The 19,461-nt window shown below is 34.9% G+C and carries 16 protein-coding genes, 2 pseudogenes and 1 riboswitch; of the genes and pseudogenes, 6 read left to right on the forward strand and 12 right to left on the reverse strand.

The window, feature by feature from the left end; genetic code table 11:
- Positions 1-44: 44 nt before the first annotated feature.
- Positions 45-149, reverse strand: a riboswitch (SAM riboswitch).
- Positions 150-470: 321 nt separating this feature from the next.
- Positions 471-1,700: a chloride channel protein gene (locus ACODS7_RS11750; RefSeq protein ID WP_243168389.1), complete on the forward strand. Its 1,230-nt coding sequence runs from the start codon at positions 471-473 to the stop codon at positions 1,698-1,700.
- Positions 1,701-1,745: 45 nt separating this feature from the next.
- Here the strand turns inward: ACODS7_RS11750 and ACODS7_RS11755 are convergent, their stop codons facing one another.
- Positions 1,746-2,441, reverse strand: a complete 696-nt coding sequence (locus ACODS7_RS11755; protein ID WP_029443694.1) for a YjjG family noncanonical pyrimidine nucleotidase — start codon at positions 2,439-2,441, stop codon at positions 1,746-1,748.
- Between the two features lie 107 nt (positions 2,442-2,548).
- On the opposite strand from ACODS7_RS11755, the gene ACODS7_RS11760 reads away from it, so the two are divergent.
- A complete protein-coding gene (locus ACODS7_RS11760; protein WP_098629837.1) occupies positions 2,549-3,220 on the forward strand; it encodes a transcriptional regulator YeiL in 672 nt (223 codons plus the stop codon).
- A 61-nt stretch (positions 3,221-3,281) separates the two neighbouring features.
- Here ACODS7_RS11760 and ACODS7_RS11765 read toward each other — a convergent pair whose 3' ends face one another.
- The 3 genes from ACODS7_RS11765 to ACODS7_RS11775 all read right to left on the reverse strand — a co-directional run bounded on the left by ACODS7_RS11765 (position 3,282) and on the right by ACODS7_RS11775 (position 6,339).
- A complete protein-coding gene (locus ACODS7_RS11765; protein WP_000246724.1) occupies positions 3,282-3,908 on the reverse strand; it encodes an FMN-dependent NADH-azoreductase in 627 nt (208 codons plus the stop codon).
- A gap of 191 nt (positions 3,909-4,099) precedes the next feature.
- Complete coding sequence (locus ACODS7_RS11770; protein WP_000695799.1) at positions 4,100-4,747, reverse strand: response regulator; 648 nt, start codon at positions 4,745-4,747, stop codon at positions 4,100-4,102.
- A 20-nt stretch (positions 4,748-4,767) separates the two neighbouring features.
- A complete protein-coding gene (locus tag ACODS7_RS11775; protein ID WP_243168388.1) occupies positions 4,768-6,339 on the reverse strand; it encodes a GAF domain-containing sensor histidine kinase in 1,572 nt (523 codons plus the stop codon).
- Between the two features lie 134 nt (positions 6,340-6,473).
- Between ACODS7_RS11775 and pdxK the strand changes: the two are divergent.
- Positions 6,474-7,298, forward strand: a pseudogene (gene pdxK, locus ACODS7_RS11780) (pyridoxine/pyridoxal/pyridoxamine kinase).
- 84 nt (positions 7,299-7,382) lie between these two features.
- Here pdxK and ACODS7_RS11785 read toward each other — a convergent pair.
- The 8 genes from ACODS7_RS11785 to ACODS7_RS11820 form a co-directional block, all read right to left on the reverse strand.
- Positions 7,383-8,441 (reverse strand): GGDEF domain-containing protein, encoded by a 1,059-nt coding sequence (locus ACODS7_RS11785; RefSeq protein ID WP_016079585.1) that lies wholly within the window; start codon positions 8,439-8,441, stop codon positions 7,383-7,385.
- Between the two features lie 146 nt (positions 8,442-8,587).
- Positions 8,588-8,791 carry a YbdD/YjiX family protein gene (locus ACODS7_RS11790; protein WP_016079584.1) on the reverse strand — a complete coding sequence of 68 codons (204 nt, stop codon included), beginning with the start codon at positions 8,789-8,791 and terminating at the stop codon, positions 8,588-8,590.
- Positions 8,784-10,859 (reverse strand): carbon starvation protein CstA, encoded by a 2,076-nt coding sequence (gene cstA, locus ACODS7_RS11795; RefSeq protein ID WP_043935111.1) that lies wholly within the window; start codon positions 10,857-10,859, stop codon positions 8,784-8,786. Before cstA ends, ACODS7_RS11790 begins: the two co-directional genes overlap by 8 nt.
- Positions 10,860-10,981: 122 nt before the next feature.
- The gene (locus ACODS7_RS11800; RefSeq protein WP_000698259.1) at positions 10,982-11,698 is read right to left on the reverse strand and encodes a LytR/AlgR family response regulator transcription factor; all 717 of its coding nucleotides are present in this window, start codon (positions 11,696-11,698) and stop codon (positions 10,982-10,984) included.
- Between the two features lie 218 nt (positions 11,699-11,916).
- A complete protein-coding gene (locus ACODS7_RS11805; protein WP_000521106.1) occupies positions 11,917-13,116 on the reverse strand; it encodes an MFS transporter in 1,200 nt (399 codons plus the stop codon).
- 214 nt (positions 13,117-13,330) lie between these two features.
- Positions 13,331-14,071, reverse strand: a complete 741-nt coding sequence (locus ACODS7_RS11810) for a WecB/TagA/CpsF family glycosyltransferase (RefSeq protein ID WP_000290751.1) — start codon at positions 14,069-14,071, stop codon at positions 13,331-13,333.
- A 21-nt stretch (positions 14,072-14,092) separates the two neighbouring features.
- On the reverse strand, positions 14,093-15,202 hold the full coding sequence (locus ACODS7_RS11815; protein WP_016079581.1) for a glycosyltransferase family 4 protein: 1,110 nt from the start codon (positions 15,200-15,202) through the stop codon (positions 14,093-14,095).
- Between the two features lie 95 nt (positions 15,203-15,297).
- Entirely contained in the window at positions 15,298-16,770 is a 1,473-nt protein-coding gene (locus tag ACODS7_RS11820) for an O-antigen ligase family protein (protein WP_243168387.1), read from the reverse strand.
- A 463-nt stretch (positions 16,771-17,233) separates the two neighbouring features.
- Here ACODS7_RS11820 and ACODS7_RS11825 point away from each other — a divergent pair, with 463 nt between their 5' ends.
- The 3 genes and pseudogenes from ACODS7_RS11825 (at position 17,234) to ACODS7_RS11835 (ending at position 19,302) form a co-directional block, all read left to right on the forward strand.
- Positions 17,234-17,866 carry a trimeric intracellular cation channel family protein gene (locus tag ACODS7_RS11825; RefSeq protein ID WP_000924371.1) on the forward strand — a complete coding sequence of 211 codons (633 nt, stop codon included), beginning with the start codon at positions 17,234-17,236 and terminating at the stop codon, positions 17,864-17,866.
- Between the two features lie 134 nt (positions 17,867-18,000).
- Positions 18,001-18,546 (forward strand): annotated as a pseudogene (locus ACODS7_RS11830) (protoglobin family protein); the annotation flags it as partial.
- Positions 18,547-18,600: 54 nt separating this feature from the next.
- A complete protein-coding gene (locus ACODS7_RS11835) occupies positions 18,601-19,302 on the forward strand; it encodes a methyl-accepting chemotaxis protein (protein ID WP_370541919.1) in 702 nt (233 codons plus the stop codon).
- Positions 19,303-19,461 lie beyond the last annotated feature (159 nt).

The raw sequence follows: 19,461 nt of genomic DNA on the forward strand, positions 1-19,461 counted from the left end.
GAAAACAAGAAAGGAGCAGTTTGAAAACACGCTCTAAAGGCTCTTTCTTATCTCTCAGGATTACTACCTGCAGGATTTGGCACAATTCCGTTATACGGCTGTTGCCAAGGTTTCATCGGGCCTGTCCCTCCACCTTTTCTTGATAAGACTATGCAATTACCGTTGATTTTATAGCAATAATTTCCTAATGTCAAACTGTTTTTCTGAATGTTCTAAAATAAACGTTAACAATTTCATATAAAGCAACAAAAGAAATATATTCTAATCTATTTCAAAAAAGACCTTTAAAAACCTCAAATCAGTCTATAAAATTAAATAAGTAATTTAACCTATAAATTCAAATTCTCCAAAATTTAGCCTACATGTTGAATAGGCGATCCTCTCAAAAAGATACTATATATATTCAATCCATTTTCCACTAGTATATTTCACTTTTTTCCCTACTAAGATTTACATAACGGAGGTATAACATGACAGATAAAAAAGATATACAGTACATACTTGCTCTATATGGCATTCTTCTAGGATCTATAGTAGGAGCTACAGTTTGGTTATTTTTAGTCACAATAAATATTGGAATCCACTTTATTTGGGGATACTTGCCTGAAGTTCTCTCTTTTCCCTCTTATTACACCCTTTGCGTAACAATAATTGGCGGGGTCCTCGTTGGTCTATCACAAAAATATTTCGGTACATACCCACGCCTTATGCCTGAAGTGATGACTGAATATAAAAAAACTGGTCGAATCGAATATCGCTTTGTCCATCGGGCTACTTTAACCGCGATTATTGTTTTAATTTTCGGTGCTAGTCTTGGTCCAGAAGCCGCACTAGTTGGAATTATAGGCGGACTTTGCACATGGATAGGGGATCGCTTTAAATTTGCCTTGAAGGGTATGGATGAGCTAACCGAGATCGGAATTGGCGCTACTTTAAGTGTCATTTTCAACGCACCATTATTCGGTTATTTAGCACCGAATGAAAATGAGGGAGAACAAATTGCTGCTTTTTCTAAAGGAAAAAAGGCGATTGTATACTTAGCTACTACCTTCGCAGGTTTTTCTGTTTATTTACTACTGAGTAAACTCGATAATCGTGGATCCTTTATTGTTGATTTCGGGGAAGGTTCACTTTCTTTCAATGAATGGATCGCATTTCTTCCACTTGCTAGTATCGGTGCTATAGTTGGTTTCTTTTATTTCAAGTTAGAATTCACATTAGAGAAGTTAATTCACCCTTTTAGAGAATACAAGCTGACACTCGGAATTCTCGGTGGTATTTTATTAGGAATTGCAGGAACTTTTCTTCCATACACATTATTTTCAGGGGAACATCAATTAAAAGAATTAGTTGTTGAATGGAGCCATTTATCTTTGTGGATACTACTTCTTTCAGGGATTTTAAAGTTGTGCATTACTGCCGTTTGTTTGAACACAGGGTGGCGAGGTGGACATATCTTCCCAATTATATTTTCTGGGTCAAGTATCGGATACGCTGTAGCATCTATTCTTCCTATAGATCCAGTAGCATCTGTTGCCATCGTAACGACAGCAATTTCGAGCTATGCGTTACGAAAGCCAATAGCTATAACATTACTATTACTTATGTTTTTCCCGCTTAATTTGCTATTGCCAATGCTTGGTGCAGCTGCTATCGGGAATGCCTTTCCACTTCCAAAACATAACAAAACTACAAATTAATCAAAATAGGCAGTGGGGACGAAAGCTCCACTGCCTATTTTTTTATTACACGCGCTGCTTTAATAACGCTTCTAACTCTTCAAAATTATGCACTTCATATGTCGGTATAATTCCACTATCATTTAATTTACTTTCTGGGTTAAACCAACAAGTATCAATTCCCGCTACATATCCACCTTTAATATCGGCGCTTAATGAATCTCCAATAATCAGCCCTTCTTCAGGTGCAAAGTTAGGAATCCGTTCAAAAACATAATCAAAATACTCTTTCATCGGCTTTTGAAAACCTGTATCTTCAGAAACAAAAACATCTTTAAACAATGAATGTAGCCCTGCATTACGCAAACGTTTATCTTGCGTCTTAGAAACACCATTTGTCACTATATACAACTCATACTCCCCTTGAATTTGATTTATAAATTCAAACGCACCTTGCATGAGTTGATTTCCTTCTTCTAAGTAGCTACGATAATTATTTTCGAATAATATACCATCTGCTTCTTCTCCATACTCTTTAAACAACATAGAGAATCGTGTATTTACAACTTCATTGCGTGATAGTTCACCTTTTTCAAAAGCATCCCAAAGGCCTTTATTTATTTTTTTATAACGAGCCTCTATCTCGTCCGTTAAAGGGATCCCCTTCTCTTCAAAAAGCACCCGTAAAGCTACTTTTTCAGCCTTCTGGAAATCTAATAATGTATCATCTACATCAAATAGCAATGTTTTATATTTTTTCATAAATTCATCACACTCTCTTTTCTACAAAAACAAATTTACATCAATCGTATCATTCCTTCTTGTAAAGATAATAGGAGATATCTCATACTATAAATAGGGGTGAAAATATGAAAGTCAGCAAAAATGAGGAAGAAATTTATCAATACATGCGAATCCATCAATTCCATACCCTATTTTCATTTCATGTCTTGCCATATGTAGAGCTACATTCTTTTCAAACGAAAGAGATGATATGTAGCGAAGGAAATGCTCTCCCTTATCTCTATTACTTAATTTCTGGGAAAGCAAAAATATATATGAATCATAAAAACGGGAAAGTTTCATTAATTAATTTTATTCAAGCACCATCTTTTATCGGGGAATTAGGATTAATAGGAGTAGAAAATATTACTAAGTCCGTTGAAGTACTAGAAGATTGTGTTTGTTTGGCACTTCCTCTTAAAGATTGTCAGCAACTTTTATTACAAGATGCAACGTTTTTACAGCACTTATGCAAATTTATTGGAGAAAAGACAATTACTCGCACTGAAAATTACGCAAAAAACTATAGTTATCCTTTTGAAAATCGATTAGCTGCTTTTATTTTATTAACAGAACAAAATAATTGTTATATAGAAAAGCATACCGAGGCCTCGGAATATTTAAATGTCAGCTACCGTCATCTTTTATATGTATTAAATCAGTTTTGCCAACAAAATTACTTAAAAAAAGACGGAAGAACCTATTACATACGAAATCGAATTCAATTAGAAAAACTTGCTGATGAACTAAAAATATAAAAAAACAGCATTAACATTTACATGTTAATGCTGTTTTTTCGAGTGACGATTATAATTTTAATTAAAATTTACTTGCTACTTTAGCTGCTTCTTCAAGACCTGCAGCAATGATTTCTTCTGCTTTATCTGGGAATTGGTTATGTCCTTCAATAACTACTGTTTCCATGTTTGTCGCGCCGAAGAAGCCCATCATACTTGCTACATATTTAACAGCCATTTCTACCTCAGCTGCTGGACCTTCTGAATATACGCCGCCTCGTGCATTTAATAATGCAATCTTCTTATCTCCGATTAGGCCAACTGGACCTTCTGGTGTATATTTGAACGTTTTACCAGCACGGTTTAAATAATCAATATATGTGTGTAGCACTGCTGGAATCGTTAAGTTCCATAATGGGAAGCCGAAAACAACTTTATCAGCTTCTAGGAATTGATTTAAATACTTATCAGCAACTGCTACTGCTTTTGCCTCTTCTTCTGTTAAATCAAATCCTTTACCTGCCTTGAATGTACCATTGATCATGTCTACACCTACATATGGTAATTCTTCTTTATATAAATCCAGTTCTACCACTGTATCATTTGGATGTGCTTCTTTATAGTTTGCTAAAAATGCCTCATATAATTTCACACTAACTGCTTGTTCCGCTGGACGGTTGTTTGCTTTAACGAATAAAACTGTTGCCATTATTTCTTCCTCCTAGTACTCACTCTTATGTTGTTATATGCTTTCAAAAAAGGTATCCCTTGTAATTGTTGTTTTGTTGCTTACAAACATATTTTATCTTTATATCAGGACAATTTCGTCCTCACATAGACGTATTTTTCCATAAAAAAAGTCCACCTTCTAAAGACGAACTAGGTCTTACGACTTTCGTCTTATACAATTCCATTTTTCACTGCATATAATGCCGCTTGCGTACGATCAGATAAATTCAACTTACTCAAAATGCTACTTACATGCGCCTTAACTGTCTTTTCTGTAATAACTAAAACAGATGCAATTTCCTTATTGCTCATCCCTTTCGCTAATAGCTGCAATACTTCATTTTCTCTCGCTGTTAGTACATCCACTTGAATAGAAGGCTCTTCTTCCTTTTCTTCTACAGGTAATGTTTGAGAGAGAAGAGCATTTGCTATATCCGGATGTAATTGAATATTACCTTTATATGCGCTTCGAATAGCTTCAACAAGCTGATCCGGTTCTACATCTTTTAAAATATATCCACTTGCTCCAGCCCTTAATGCAGGTAACACATGCGCCTGATCAGAAAAGCTAGTTAACACAATTACTTTCACATTTGGATACTCTTTTTTAATATATGCCGTCGCCTCAACACCATCCATTTCAGGCATATATAAATCCATTAATATAACATCAGGATTTGTTTCTCCTACTTTCACTAACGCTTCTTTCCCATTATTCGCTTCTCCAACTAACTCTAAATCTTCTTGCGTACTTAAGAAAAATGCTAATCCTTTTAAAACGACTGTATGATCATCAACTAACAATACTTTTATTTTCACAAACTTCCCTCATTTTCACATCATAATGGTACATTTACTTTTACGCTCGTTCGTTTATTACTACTTACAATTTTAATTGTTCCACCAACTAATTCTACTCTTTCACGCATCGTAGTCATACCTAGTGATTTCTTTTCTTTTATATTCTTTTCCACAAAGCCCTTTCCTTGATCAACTATTTCTAATGATACATTTTTCTCATTCACTGTAAAATAAATCGTCGCTTCTTTTACACCTGCATGCTTACTTACATTGTTCAGTGCTTCTTGGCCAATGCGCCACAAAGCTTCTTCTACTACACGAGGTAATTCACGAACACCCGTAACTTGCTCCCTAATTTTCAGTCCCAAATTTTCACCGTACTGCTTTAGAGCTGGCAATAATCCTTTTTCTAATCCTGCCGGGCGAAGCTGCCAAATTAATGTCCTCATTTCTTTCAAAGCTCCTTGCGCAAGTTCACGCATCTCATGCAAAGATTGATCTACCTTTTCATTTTTACCTTTTAAAACTGCCTCGGCGCCTTTTGTCATAAAGGTTAATGAAAATAATTTTTGCGAAACAGAATCATGTAAATCTCTTGCTAGCCGATTTCTTTCTTCCATTCGTACAAGTTCACGGCGCTGCTCGTTTAACCTCAAATTCTCTATTATTAACGAAACATGGTTAGATAGTGCTTGAATTACATCTATTGTATTAGCATCAAACTCTCCATTATTCAAGCTAACACATAAAACACCAAATATATGGTTTTGAATATGTATTGGCGTAGCGATAACAGCTCGATTTAGATGTACATTATGTCCTATTTGATGTTTTATTAGAACTGGTTCATCTTGTTCTAACGCCTTCTTAGCCGCCTCTTTTACATCCTCTTGTAACTCTTCCTGAACGTAAGACGCTCGCAAAGATAGTTCTTTTTCCTCCCTAATAAAAAGTGCCACTTGATTCCATTGAAATACCTCACCTACGTGATTTACCACCTTTTCAGGTAGTACATTAAACTTATGAATCGTTTTTAAATCTTGAATGAAACGCTCTAATTTCACATAATAATGTGCTCTTCTCTTTTCATTTTCATATAATTTCGTTCGCTTTAAAGCCGTACCAATTTGGAAAGCAACCGATTGGAGTAATACTAATTCTTCTTCCGAAAAATGTGTTTTACCCGGACTTGCAACATTTAACAACCCAAATTTTTCTCCTCCAGCTTTTAAAGGCACCGTAGCATGATGAAGAATACCCTCCGTATCTCCCCAATTATATTCAATTGCATTATTAATTCTTTTACATTCAATAATATTAACGGCTCTCTCTAATTTCCCATCTACAAAACCTCGTAAACACCAACACTCACCTTCGCACATCGGGCGTTTATTTTCATATGTAAGTGCCTCTGGTAATTGGTAATCAATCAACTTCGTATACTTCCCATTTTCATCCGCAAGAAAAATCCATCCTGTCGTTAAGCCTGTCACACTTAGTAATTTCTCTAGGACAGCTTGCAATACATGATATGTATCATTTGATGTATTTAAAGTTTCTGCAATTTCCTTTAATATAACTAATTCATTTGTACGATTATCTCGAAACATACTCAGTCTCCTGCATACAAGATTTTAAATAGCTCTTAAAATAAATCATCTACTTTTCACTTTGTACTTATTCGTAACATTGATATAATGGTGAAAACATAGTTTTCATTATATCACTTGAGGGGGCTTTCATAATGACATTAAATAAAGCACTTACTATCGCTGGTTCTGACACAAGTGGCGGTGCTGGTATACAAGCAGATTTAAAAACATTCCAAGAACTTGGCGTATACGGAATGACATCTCTTACAACAATCGTAACGATGGATCCACATAACGGTTGAGCACATAACGTATTTCCAATCCCAGCTTCTACATTAAAACCACAATTAGAAACAACAATTGAAGGTGTTGGCGTAGACGCTTTAAAAACAGGTATGCTTGGATCAGTAGAAATTATTGAAATGGTTGCAGAAACAATTGAAAAGCACAATTTCAAAAATGTAGTAGTTGACCCTGTTATGGTATGTAAAGGTGCAGATGAAGCATTACATCCTGAAACGAACGATTGCTTACGTGACGTTCTTGTGCCAAAGGCATTAGTTGTAACGCCAAACTTATTTGAAGCTTACCAATTAAGCGGTGTGAAAATTAATTCTCTTGAGGACATGAAAGAAGCAGCGAAGAAAATCCATGCTTTAGGTGCCAAATACGTACTAATTAAAGGCGGAAGCAAACTTGGTACAGAAACTGCAATCGACGTCCTATACGATGGAGAAACATTCGATCTTCTAGAATCAGAAAAAATCGATACAACCAATACACACGGTGCAGGTTGTACATATTCTGCTGCAATTACTGCAGAACTTGCAAAAGGAAAACCTGTGAAAGAAGCAGTAAAAACTGCTAAAGAATTCATCACAGCTGCTATTCGTTACTCATTCAAAATTAACGAATACGTAGGTCCAACTCACCATGGTGCATATCGTAAATTCGTTGTATCAAAAGAACTTGTCTAATATATAAATAAAAACACTCACAAGGTTCATACATTGCCTCTGTGAGTGTTTTTATAAGCTTTATGTCTTCTGGTCATCTTATCTTTAAGATGCAGAACTAACCTTATTTCTACCATTTCGTTTCGAGTAGTATAACGCATCATCCGCCGCTTGAATAAATTGCTCTGGTGATTCTTTATATTCTGAAATCCCTACCGAAACTGTAATTTTTATTTTCGTTCCATCTAACAATTGAAATGAATGTTTTTCAACAGCTATACGAGTTTGCTCCCCAATACGAATTCCATAAGCTATTCCTTTCCTTGGTATCAAAAGCGCAAACTCCTCTCCACCCTTTCGAAAAACCAAATCCGGAAATGCTGACATTTCTCGCAAAATATGCCCTACTTGTTTTAACACTTCGTCTCCCGCTGGGTGCCCATACGTATCATTTACATGCTTAAAGTGGTCAATATCTATAAGTAGTAAACAAAGTGAATCATTTTTCATACGCTTATTACCAATATGACGATTCATCTCTAAATCAAATTGTCTTACGTTTCCTAGGCTTGTCAATGCATCTATCGTTGCGTATTGCTTCATCGTTTGAAATAACCCATTGGATTGTAAAACATATTTTGCACTTATGAATGTTATGTAACCTGTAATAATACTAGAAATTAAATATAATCCCACTATGTGAATGTCTTTAATTAGCCATATATATAACGCTGGGATTAGAATAGATAAAATATATGCGTGTAACCATACCCACTTTTCCCCTAAAGAAAGCTTCATTCGCGAAATAAAGATACTCCCTATTCCTATCGCAATGATTGTATAAAAAGCCACTTGAGAAGCTAATGAATAATCCATAAACAACAGCCTTGTTACTAAAATCATACCAATTGTTATAGTACTCGCTATCGGCCCTCCAATAATAACAGCTAGAATAACCGCTAAGTAGCGTAAATCCAATAAGATAGTACCAACATGAACACCGAAATACATTAGTAATATACCTAATATCCCAGTAAAAATGCCCACTACACATTTCTGCCCAAAAGAGAATCCTTCTTTTAACGGCTTATCTCTTAAAAGCTGACCTCCAACAAAAATAAAGGAAAGAATAATTGTTGTATTTACAAATAAGTCCCTTAACATAAAATAATCTCCTTACTTTTCTATCTATCCCTTTCCTTACTTTATTGTATACGAAATACCTTTAATTCCCAAAGTTTTTTGTTTGTTTTTGCTGTTTCACGTGGAACAGCAAAAAAATAAAAAGGGCGAAAGCTCGCCCTTTTTCATTAACAACAACGTGATATTTTTCCACCCTTTGCGTTAAATCTCGCTTCTTGTGCCTCAGCAAAAAACTGCTTTTGACATACAACCTCTTCTTCTGGATGATGCTTTTTCATATGCTCTACGTATACTTCATAACTTGGTACCCCAACAAGCAAACTAATAAAGCGCTTCCTTTCCTCCCATACTTGCCACAGCTTTTTAAGCATAGTTCCTCGACTCACTTTCATCTCTAGGAATATATGGTGCCTCTTTTAACGGCATTGGCTTATTTCTTAATACTTGGATCCAAATTCGAAGTGCTGAAATTAACACAGCAATTACAACTATCATAAAAATCCCACAAAGCGCTGCATCGATATAATCATTAAAAATAATTTGCTTCATTTGAGAAACATTTTTAGCTGGTGCTAACACTTTTCCTTCATCTAACGCTCCCTGGAATACCTTCGCGTGAGATAGAAATCCGATTTTAGGATTTTCGTGAAATAGCTTTTGATAACCAGCTGTCATCGTTACAATAAGCAATCCCACAGTTGGAATAAGTGTTACCCAAACATACGCCTTTTTCCCCATTTTGAACAAAATTGTCGTTCCAAGTAATAATGCGATACCCGCTAACATTTGATTTGCAATACCGAAAAGTGGCCATAATGTATTAATTCCACCGAGCGGATCTATTACCCCTTGGTATAAGAAATATCCCCACCCTAATACACATAACGTTGTAGCTATTACATTCGCTAATGTAGAATCTGTTTTCGCAAACGGCTTATATACATGCCCTAAAATATCTTGAATCATAAATCGTCCTACACGCGTTCCTGCGTCAATCGTTGTTAAAATAAATAGTGCTTCAAAAAGAATGGCAAAATGATACCAGAATGCCATCATCGCCGTTCCACCTATTACTTGTGAGAAAATATATGCCATACCTATCGCTAACGTTGGTGCGCCACCTGTACGTGATAAAATTGTTTGCTCTCCAACATTTACAGCAAGTTCTTTTAGTTCATTTGGTGTAATAGCGAATCCCCATGAAGAAATAACTTGAGCTGCCTGCGATACATCCGTACCAATAAGTGCCGCCGGACTATTAATCGCAAAATAAGTTCCTGGCGTTAATACACAAGCTGCAATCATTGCCATCGCTGCTACAAACGACTCCATTAACATTGCTCCGTAACCGATTGGCTGTGCATGTCCCTCTTGCTCAATCATTTTTGGAGTTGTACCAGATGAAACGAGAGCATGGAATCCAGAGACCGCACCACAGGCAATCGTAATGAATAAGAACGGGAATAAATTACCGGAGAAAACAGGACCAGTTCCATCAATAAATTGCGAAACTGCTGGCATTTGTAAATCGGGTGCTACAATTAAAATGCCAATCGCCAAGCCAACGATTGTTCCAACTTTTAAAAACGTACTTAAATAATCACGTGGTGCTAATAACATCCAAACTGGTAATGCAGATGCAATAAATCCATATACAATAAGCATAATAGCAATTGTTTCACCACTAAATGTGAACATACTTGCAAGTGTTGGATTTTCTGCTACATACTGTCCTCCAATAAGAGATAAAATAAGTAGGATAATACCAATTACTGACCCTTCTCCAACACGACCAGGCCTAATATAGCGCATATAAACTCCCATTAAAATAGCGATAGGAATAGTTGCTGCTATCGTAAACATTCCCCAAGGACTTCCGATCAGTGCCTTTACTACGACTAACGCTAATACTGCTAATAAAATAATCATAATTCCTAAAATACCTATCATTGCAATTAGTCCTGTAACAGGTCCAATCTCATCCTTGATCATTTCTCCTAACGATTTACCATTACGTCTCATCGAAGCAAATAAAATGACAAAATCTTGGACAGCCCCCGCAACAACTACCCCAACGATAATCCAAATGGTCCCTGGTAAATATCCCATTTGTGCTGCTAAAATCGGTCCTACTAAAGGTCCCGCCCCAGCAATCGCTGCAAAGTGATGCCCAAACAATACCCACTTATTTGTTGGAACATAGTCTTTCCCATCGTTTAATGTATGGGCTGGTGTTTGCCGATTATCATCTAAATTAAAAACCTTTCTCGCTATAAATCTACTATAAAAACGATAAGCAACTGCATATACACATACGGCAGCTACTAAGAGCCATACAGCATTAATGGTTTCACCTTGTGATAAAGCTATTACCCCAAAAGCACCTGCTCCTACTGCTGTAATAACGCCCCAAAGTAAGATCGATTTCAATGTCTTCACATACAATTCCCCCAATACTATTTCTTAGTGGAGATTGTACTAAATTTTCTGAATATTTAACTTGAATCCTCCTTATCATGAAGGATTTTCAGTTTATCATGTTAAAATACTATCATTACCTACTATAATTCAATGTTATTTCGAAGACGTTTTACATAATTACGACTGACTGGAATCGGTTGCTCATCATACCTATCTAAATACAAATTATACGTGCCATTATAATAAGGTTTCAGTTCTTTTACATATGACATATTAATTAAATAGCTTTTATGCACACGTAAAAAATCATATGCATTTAGCTTATTTTCTAATTCCTGAAGTGTATATGTTGAAATATACTGATTATTCGTTGTGTAAATTGAAACAGTTTTATTTTCTTTATTTTTACTTACATATACAATATCTTCTGGGAGCATATATCGTATACCCTCTTGACTTTCTATCGGTAGTTTCCGCAAATAACTCTTTGCTTTCTCACCTTGTTCTTTACCTATTTTATATAAAAGAAATTGTAAATCTTCTTCACGAAATGGTCGTAATAAATAATAAAATGCTTGGAAACGAAAAGCTGTAATAGATTCCTCTATGTTTTCACCTACAAAAATAAATTTTGTATAGCAATTTATTTCTCGTAATAAACTTGCATATTCAAAACCAGTACCATCTAGTAATTTGGAACTTAAAAAAACAAAGTCTGGTATATGTTTTTTCATCATAAATAAAGATTCTGTTCCTGTCTTTGCTTCAAAACATTCTACATTTCTCATATTTTCAGTGAAATTTTCAGCTAACTCTCTTCTCTCTTCTGCCTCTTCCATGATCAGTAAAATTTTCATTTCTTCAACCACCTAATTCTTTGTCCATATGTCCTGCTGTATACATTCGCTTTTATAAGAAATAATCCCTTTTTCTTACTATACCATTATTTATCTAAAAAAACAGAAAAAAGGAAACCACTTCGGTTTCCTCTCCCCTTTTATCCTACATTAACTGCCTAGAAAGAGCCGAGTAGTGTAGGATAATAAACGGTCAGGGATACGTTTAAAATTTCATTTTATACTAATTCTCGTTGCTTCGTTTCCTGTCCAAGTATTACTACAGCGAATACACCAATTAAAATTGATCCGCAGAAAATCGTAAATATTAATGATAGTGAAGCTTCTGAGGCAACTAAATACCCCACTAATAGTGGCCCAAGAATACCACCAATACGCCCAAATGCTGCTGCCATTCCTGCACCTGTACCACGAATAACGGTTGGATACTGCTCAGGTGTATAGGCGTATAATGCTCCCCAAGCACCTAAGTTAAAGAAGGATAGTAACATACCTGCCACGATTAATACTGTTAATGAATCCGCAACCCCAAACAAATAGGCACTGCAGGCTGTTCCGATTAAATACGTAACCAAAACAAATTTACGACCGAGACGTTCAATAAACCAAGCAGCAGTGAAATATCCTGGAAGTTGAGCTAATGTCATAATAAGTACGTATTGGAAACTTTTTATTAAACTAAATCCTTTTAGCACCATTACACTTGGTAACCAAAGGAACATTCCATAATAGGAAAAGACAACACAAAACCAGAGAATCCATAGCATAATTGTTGCTTTACGATATTCCCCAGACCAAACTGATTTTATATTTTCAATAACAGATGGTCTTTTTTCAACTTTTTGGAACCTTGGGGAATCCGGTAAATTCCATCTTAAATATAAAGCATATAGTGCTGGAACTGCACTCAATACCATCGCGACTTCCCAACCATATTTCGGAATAACAAAATACGAGATAAGAGCTGCAATTAACCATCCACCTGCCCAAAAACTTTCTAATAACACAACAATTTTCCCACGCTCATGTGCTTCAACACTCTCTGATACTAGTGTAGAGGCAACCGGAAGCTCTCCGCCAAGCCCCATACCAATTACAAAGCGTAAAACGAGAAACATCGCGAGTGTCGTCGTTAACGCAGTTAAACCACTACCGATAGAAAATAATAATAATGTAATAATAAAGACTGATTTTCGCCCTATTTTATCTGATAGTATCCCAAAAATAAGCGCTCCTACTGCCATACCGATTGAGTTAATACTACCTATCCATCCCATTTCCTGGCTCGTTAATCCCCAATCCTTTTGCAAGGCTACCATTACAAATGAAAGCATTCCGACATCCATTGCATCAAATAGCCATCCAAGCCCAGCTATACCAAGTAGTTTGCGCTTCGAAATTTCTTTTACCTTGCCCACTAGAAGTCCTCCTCACACAGGTGTCTTTACACATCATTTTACATGTGTGAATTGTATAAGTAAAATACTTTTGTGTAAAAAATTTCTCCTTCATCATTCCCAAAAAGTAAAACGCCTATCCCGATTGGTGAGGGCTAATAATCAGTAGAGATGCCTAACTGATTAAATTTTCAATTTATTAAAAACGAACAAATAAAAAAGCAGCGATATTTCGCTACTTTTTCGAACGCATTACTTCTTTTAAAAATTCCGCTAATACTAACTGACGACGCCAGCGTGTTGGATTACTGCATAATCTATAAAACCACTCTAAATGAATCGCTTGAATCCATTTTGGTGCACGTTTTACCTCTCCAGCCCATACGTCTAAACTTCCGCCTACTCCAACAGCCATTTTCGTTTCTAAACGATGCTTATTGTTTTGGATAAAGTTCTCTTGTCTTGGGAAACCGAGTGCAACAAGTAATAAATCTGGTTTTGCTTCTTGAATGCGAGAAATGATATTTTCTTCGTCTTCTTGTTTAAAATAACCATCTTGTGTCCCGGCGATGGATACAGCTGAATATGTCTTTGTTAAGTGATCTGCTGCAGCTTGTACAACATGCGGCTTTGCACCTAATAAGAAAACAGATACTGGTTTACTATCCTCTGATAACTTCGCAAGTAAATTACACATTAAATCAAAACCTGCTACACGCTCTTTTAAAGGTGTACCAAGCATGCCACTTGCCTTTACAACCCCAATACCATCAGGTGTAATTAAATCTGTATTCAATAATGTTTGATAGAACTTTTCATCCTTTTTTGCGCACATAACAATTTCAGGATTTGCTGTTACTACCTGAAACGTATGAGTTCGCTCCGCTTCTAGTTGTTCTTTTAAATATTGGACCGTTTCATCCATTGTCATTGTAGAAAAAGGAACGCCTAGAATATCAACTGTTTGTACTGCCATAGTTAACTATCCTCTCTATCATTACAAGTTTTTCGCTATTAATTGCTTATATGTTTCTTTTGTATCGTCATATAGTTTTTGAAGTGAGAAGTCCATAGTAGCATGCTCATAAATATGTTTACCCATTGCTGCTAACTCTCCGGTCTTCCACTTATCATACGCTTCTTCTAAAGCTAATGCCAATGCCTTTCCATCACCTGTTGGCACAATCCATCCGTAAGTTTCATCTACGATTAATGGTTCAATTTCTCCGGCTCTAGTCACAATTGATGGTACGCGTTGGTTTGCCGCTTCTAATAAAACTAGTGGGAACCCTTCACTATGGGAAGTTAATAAATTTACATGTGACGACGCAAATAATTGTTTTACATCTTGACGATGTCCTAAAAACTCTACTTTATCGTTAATCCCTTTTTCAGTAGCTAATGACTTTAGATTTTCTTCTAATGGGCCATCTCCAACTAATAATACTTTAATTTTCTCTAATTTTGTTTGTTGTAACGCATCGAATAAAACTTCATGTCCTTTGACAGGATGTAATCGTGCTACTTGAATTGCCGTAAATACATCTTCATCAATATTGAACATTTCTTTTTTATTATAGCCTTCTGCTTTTTCCTGATCGTATTCAATTCCATTATAAATAACATGCATCTTGTCATTTGAAATGCCTAATGCTGCCAAGCTTTTTTTCAATCTATTTGTTACAACGAAAAATAAGTCTATATTTTTTAAGGCTTTCAAATTTAATTTCGTAAAAATCCAACCTTTTAAGCCCTGTTTAGTAAAGTCTTGAAATGGATCACTATGAATAGTCGTTACCCATTTTGCCTTTATTCTCTTTTTCATTAAAGAAACATAGAAATTAGCCCTAGGACCATGCGTATGAACTACATCAAATTTTTCTTTATTAATAAAATCACTTATATTCTTTAAAATGGATAAATCATAGCGCGATTTTTGTGAAAACACATGGACTTTTATCCCTAACTCCCTTGCTTCCTTCGCAACAATTCCATCTTCAAATACTGCTAATTCTACTTCACCAGTTGGAAACTGATCGAGAAGTGAAATAATATGTGTTTTCCCTCCCCCATCTTCTGCTCCTGCATTCATATGCAATATTCTCATATTTTTTCCTCCTTTAAATCCTCGCTACGCTTCCATCTATTTTTATTTTACTGTACTAAAAAATAAAAGCTAACAAAAGTTAGCTTTTATTTTTATCATTCAATTTCTAGGTCTACTATTAGATAAGCTAACACCACTACAAAGTAAATCCCAACTCCTGGTGCTGTTAAAATATGTCCTGCAATATAAGCAATACCTAATGCTAACAATAAGCTTGCTGCAATCATTCCATATTTTATATTAAATATGTCCTTAAATCTCGTAGCAAATGCTAGTAGAATTCTTAGCCCGTAATAAATAAATGGAATCATTAATAATGCAAAACCAATAATTCCAAAATCATAAAACCAATCATGGAAGTCCATTTCAATTAGTTTTGGATCTGGCTGCTTTTGTTCATTATATTTAAAGTTACCTGCATAGCCCATTCCTAGTAATTTTTGTGACAATGGCGCTTCTTTAAAGAACTGCTTATGTCTTTCTTCATATACTTGACGTCCGCTGAAGATAAGATTTTCTTGATTTTCTTTCTTTTGCTCTTTCTCAAGCTCTTTCTTAACTTCCTCTTCTATCTTCGCCTTTTCTTCTGGCTTTTCAACTTTATGATGATTTTCTTCTTTTGCTTTAAGTTCTTGCTCTTTTTTCAGCTTCTCTTTAATTTCTTGTTCTTTTTGACCTTGTTGTGCCACATTTTGCTCTGATAAATAATTATTGTGAATACCCATATTTTGCGCTAATGGCGTTTGTTTAAACGTTCCAACTACACCAGCTAATAGGACAATAGCAATTACTGCGTTAAGCGCAAGAGATTTTTTGTTCGGATTTTTTCTATTAAATAATAATTGTAGTACAATGATCCCGATTGCTACTGCTAACGTAGCACCAATTGAGCCCATTCCTACTTTTGTACCAACTTGAATTAATGAGTAAATCATTAAAAGTGATGGAATCCAATATAAAATGTGCTTCCAGCTCTTTGTTTTTTGAATAGAATATAGTACCACAATAGGGAAAATAATAGCTAAGATTGAACCTAGTTCATTCCCTGCATAGAACCAACCTCGAGAACCAACCTTCATCCATTCATAACTACCAAAGTCAGTAGATGTTGAAATAGAAATAACCATAATTGCGTTAATGATTAATGTAGAATATACAATACTATTTCGAACCTTATCGCTAATATTAACTGTCTTTTTCAATGATTTTAAAGCTAAAATGTATGATCCCAGCATAATATATATATATAATGCTTTCGCAACGAATTTAACTTCTTCACCAAGTACAATAGGATCCTTAACTAGTTTGTTATTAATAAATCCTATCCCTAAAACGCCGGCTAATAATATAAGATAAATTAAAAACTTTCTATTTTCCTTCTCTTTTGCCTGAATTAAAATGTAAATGCCACCAACAGCCATAATAAGGAATCTTACTAAAATTCCAACGGTAGCATTTGACTTTAATAAAGTGATGCTAAGAGACGTTAATAAATCTAAAACAGGCTGTAAAATAATAAAAAAGAGCAAAAAATGCTCAAATCTAACCCTAGCTTGATTTGCTAACATTCCAAGACCTCCATACAAAATCTTAACATTATCTTTTAATCATAATTTTTATCTTCAAAACACACCTAGCAATTATAACATAACTCATATTTAAATTGAGAACTTATTTTTATGCCGAAACTAACCAAATCCAGCTTAAGTAGTACTAGAAAACATTATCCTTTAGCTATCCTTCCCTATCTCTATAAAAACTATCTAACACTCTTCCACTTATTATCATCATTATAGTAACATTTGTTAATTTGTTTATAAATATATAAAATTTAATAATTATATACAAACACCAACTCGGTTATCCTACAACTAAAGATTAACCTTGCTTCGTTTTCTCCTAAGCATTTTCAAACGCTTTCTTTATGTATTTTATCCGTTTTTATACATGTAACGAAAAGTAATTGTTATTTCCAATACTTTAGTGTATATTTTTTCTCTGGAACATCTTTAAGAGAAAGGGATTAAGGCCATGTTATTAATCGATATATTTACGTTTCTTGGCATTATCGCCGCTGCCATTTCTGGTACATTAGTTGGTTTAAAAAAAGATTTAGATTTATTTGGTGTCCTTTGTTTAGCTGTAGCTACTGCGCTCGGCGGCGGTATTATTCGTGATATCATGATTGGTAACCTGCCCCCTGTCGCATTTGTAAAACCAATTTACTTTTTCGTAAGTGTATTATCAGCACTATTTACTTGTATGTTTTTTGAACGCATCAATAAACTTCAAGTCGTTATTATGCTTTCTGATGCTGTTGGCTTAGGCGTTTTTACAGCTATTGGTGCAAACGCGGCAATGTCACATCATGTTGACGCATCATTTCTAGTTGTTTCAATGGGAGTCATTACAGGTATTGGAGGCGGTATTTTGCGTGATATTTGTGCTCAAGATATCCCTTACGTATTCCGAAAAGAGATTTACGCAATCGCTTCTATCTTAGGAGCAATTAGCTTCCTAATCACACACGCTATGGGGGCACACGTATTAGCTTTCTATGTTTGTTTATTAGTAACATTTGTTATTCGTGTCGTCACTGTAATATATAATGTGCATTTCCCTGTTTTCTTTAAAACACATGCTAAAATTAATAAAGGCCATTAAGAGAATTCTATCTAGAATTCTCTTAATTTATATACTATTCAACAAACTAATATAGAGTAATTATATATAAGCATATATAATTACTCTATATTAGTTTTAAAATTGAAAACGTTTTATATACAGGGGGAAGAATGATGCTTGGGGTTTTCAAAAAAAATATTAATAAAAAAAATGCCAGTATAATCGAATTAAGTAAGGACCAACAAATAACTTTTAATGTACCTACTAATTCTGAATTGAAAATTCAAATGGATATGCTACATATTTCAAAAGAAGATTTACAAGTTGTAAAAGTACTACAGCCTTTTATTTATGCAGAAATTGATTGGATTACTGAAAAATTTTATACCAACATTACAAAACAACCTAATTTAATTACTATTATTGAACGTTACAGCTCTATTCCAAAACTAAAACAAACTTTAAAAACACATATTAAAGAATTATTCAGCGGCAATATGCATGAAGATTTTATTGAACAGCGTGTTAGAATTGCCAAAAGGCATGTACAAATTGGTTTACACCGAAAATGGTATACTGCTGCTTATCAAGAATTATTCCGCTCTATCATGAAGATTTTGCAAACAAAAATAACAACAATCGATGATTTTTCCTATTCTATAAATGTTATAAATAAATTATTCACTCTTGAACAAGAACTTGTTCTTGCGGCTTATGAATCTGAATATGAAAGAATACAAAGAGAGCATGAGAAAGAAAAAGAACTAACTGCTATGACAATTACGCATATCGCAACAGAATTAGCTGCTGTATCTGAAAAAACAAGCTCTTCTATTCAAAAACTAACCGCTAAATCTGAAACTATTGTAGAAATTGCTAAAACAGGTACATCATTAGCTACAACATCTGAAGAAAAAGCGAATAAAGGGAAAGAACAATTAAACCAGCAAAACAAACGAATGGGATCTATTCAAATGAATATGGAAACGATTATTACAGATACTCATGAACTTCTCGATATTTCTAACAAAATTAACGAAATCATAGATATCGTTAAATCAATCGCGGAGCAAACAAATTTACTCGCACTAAATGCTGCTATCGAGTCTGCACGTGCTGGAGAATTTGGGAAGGGGTTTTCTGTTGTTGCTGGTGAAATCCGAAAATTATCAGAGCAAACGAAAGAATCTATATTTAACGTTACAAAGCTCGTCGAAAAAACAAATGAACAAATTACCCGTGTCTCGTCTTCCGTGAAACAAATTAGCTCTCTCGTATCAGAAGGAACCGATAGTATGTCGGCAACAGATCGATACTTCCAAGAAATTGTAAAAGATATGTCTAACTCAAAAGAACAGAATAAGAAAATTGAACATGAGCTACAAGCTATTTCACAAGTAATGAAAGGAATTCAAGATGATTCCTCACAAATGGCTCTAACAGCCGATAATTTACAACTAGAACTAAATCGATAAGATATAATCAGCCCTCACCAATCGGGATTTTACGAGTAGCAGGGCCCCCACCTAACTTCTTTGCTTTCGCTGAATTTTGAGGTGGGTGGCTTACTGTCCGGAAAATAGCGGGATAAAATTCAGGTCAGGCATACTTTCCATTTGCACTGACTACTAAAT

This window comes from Bacillus sp. FG16, from assembly GCF_057809515.1.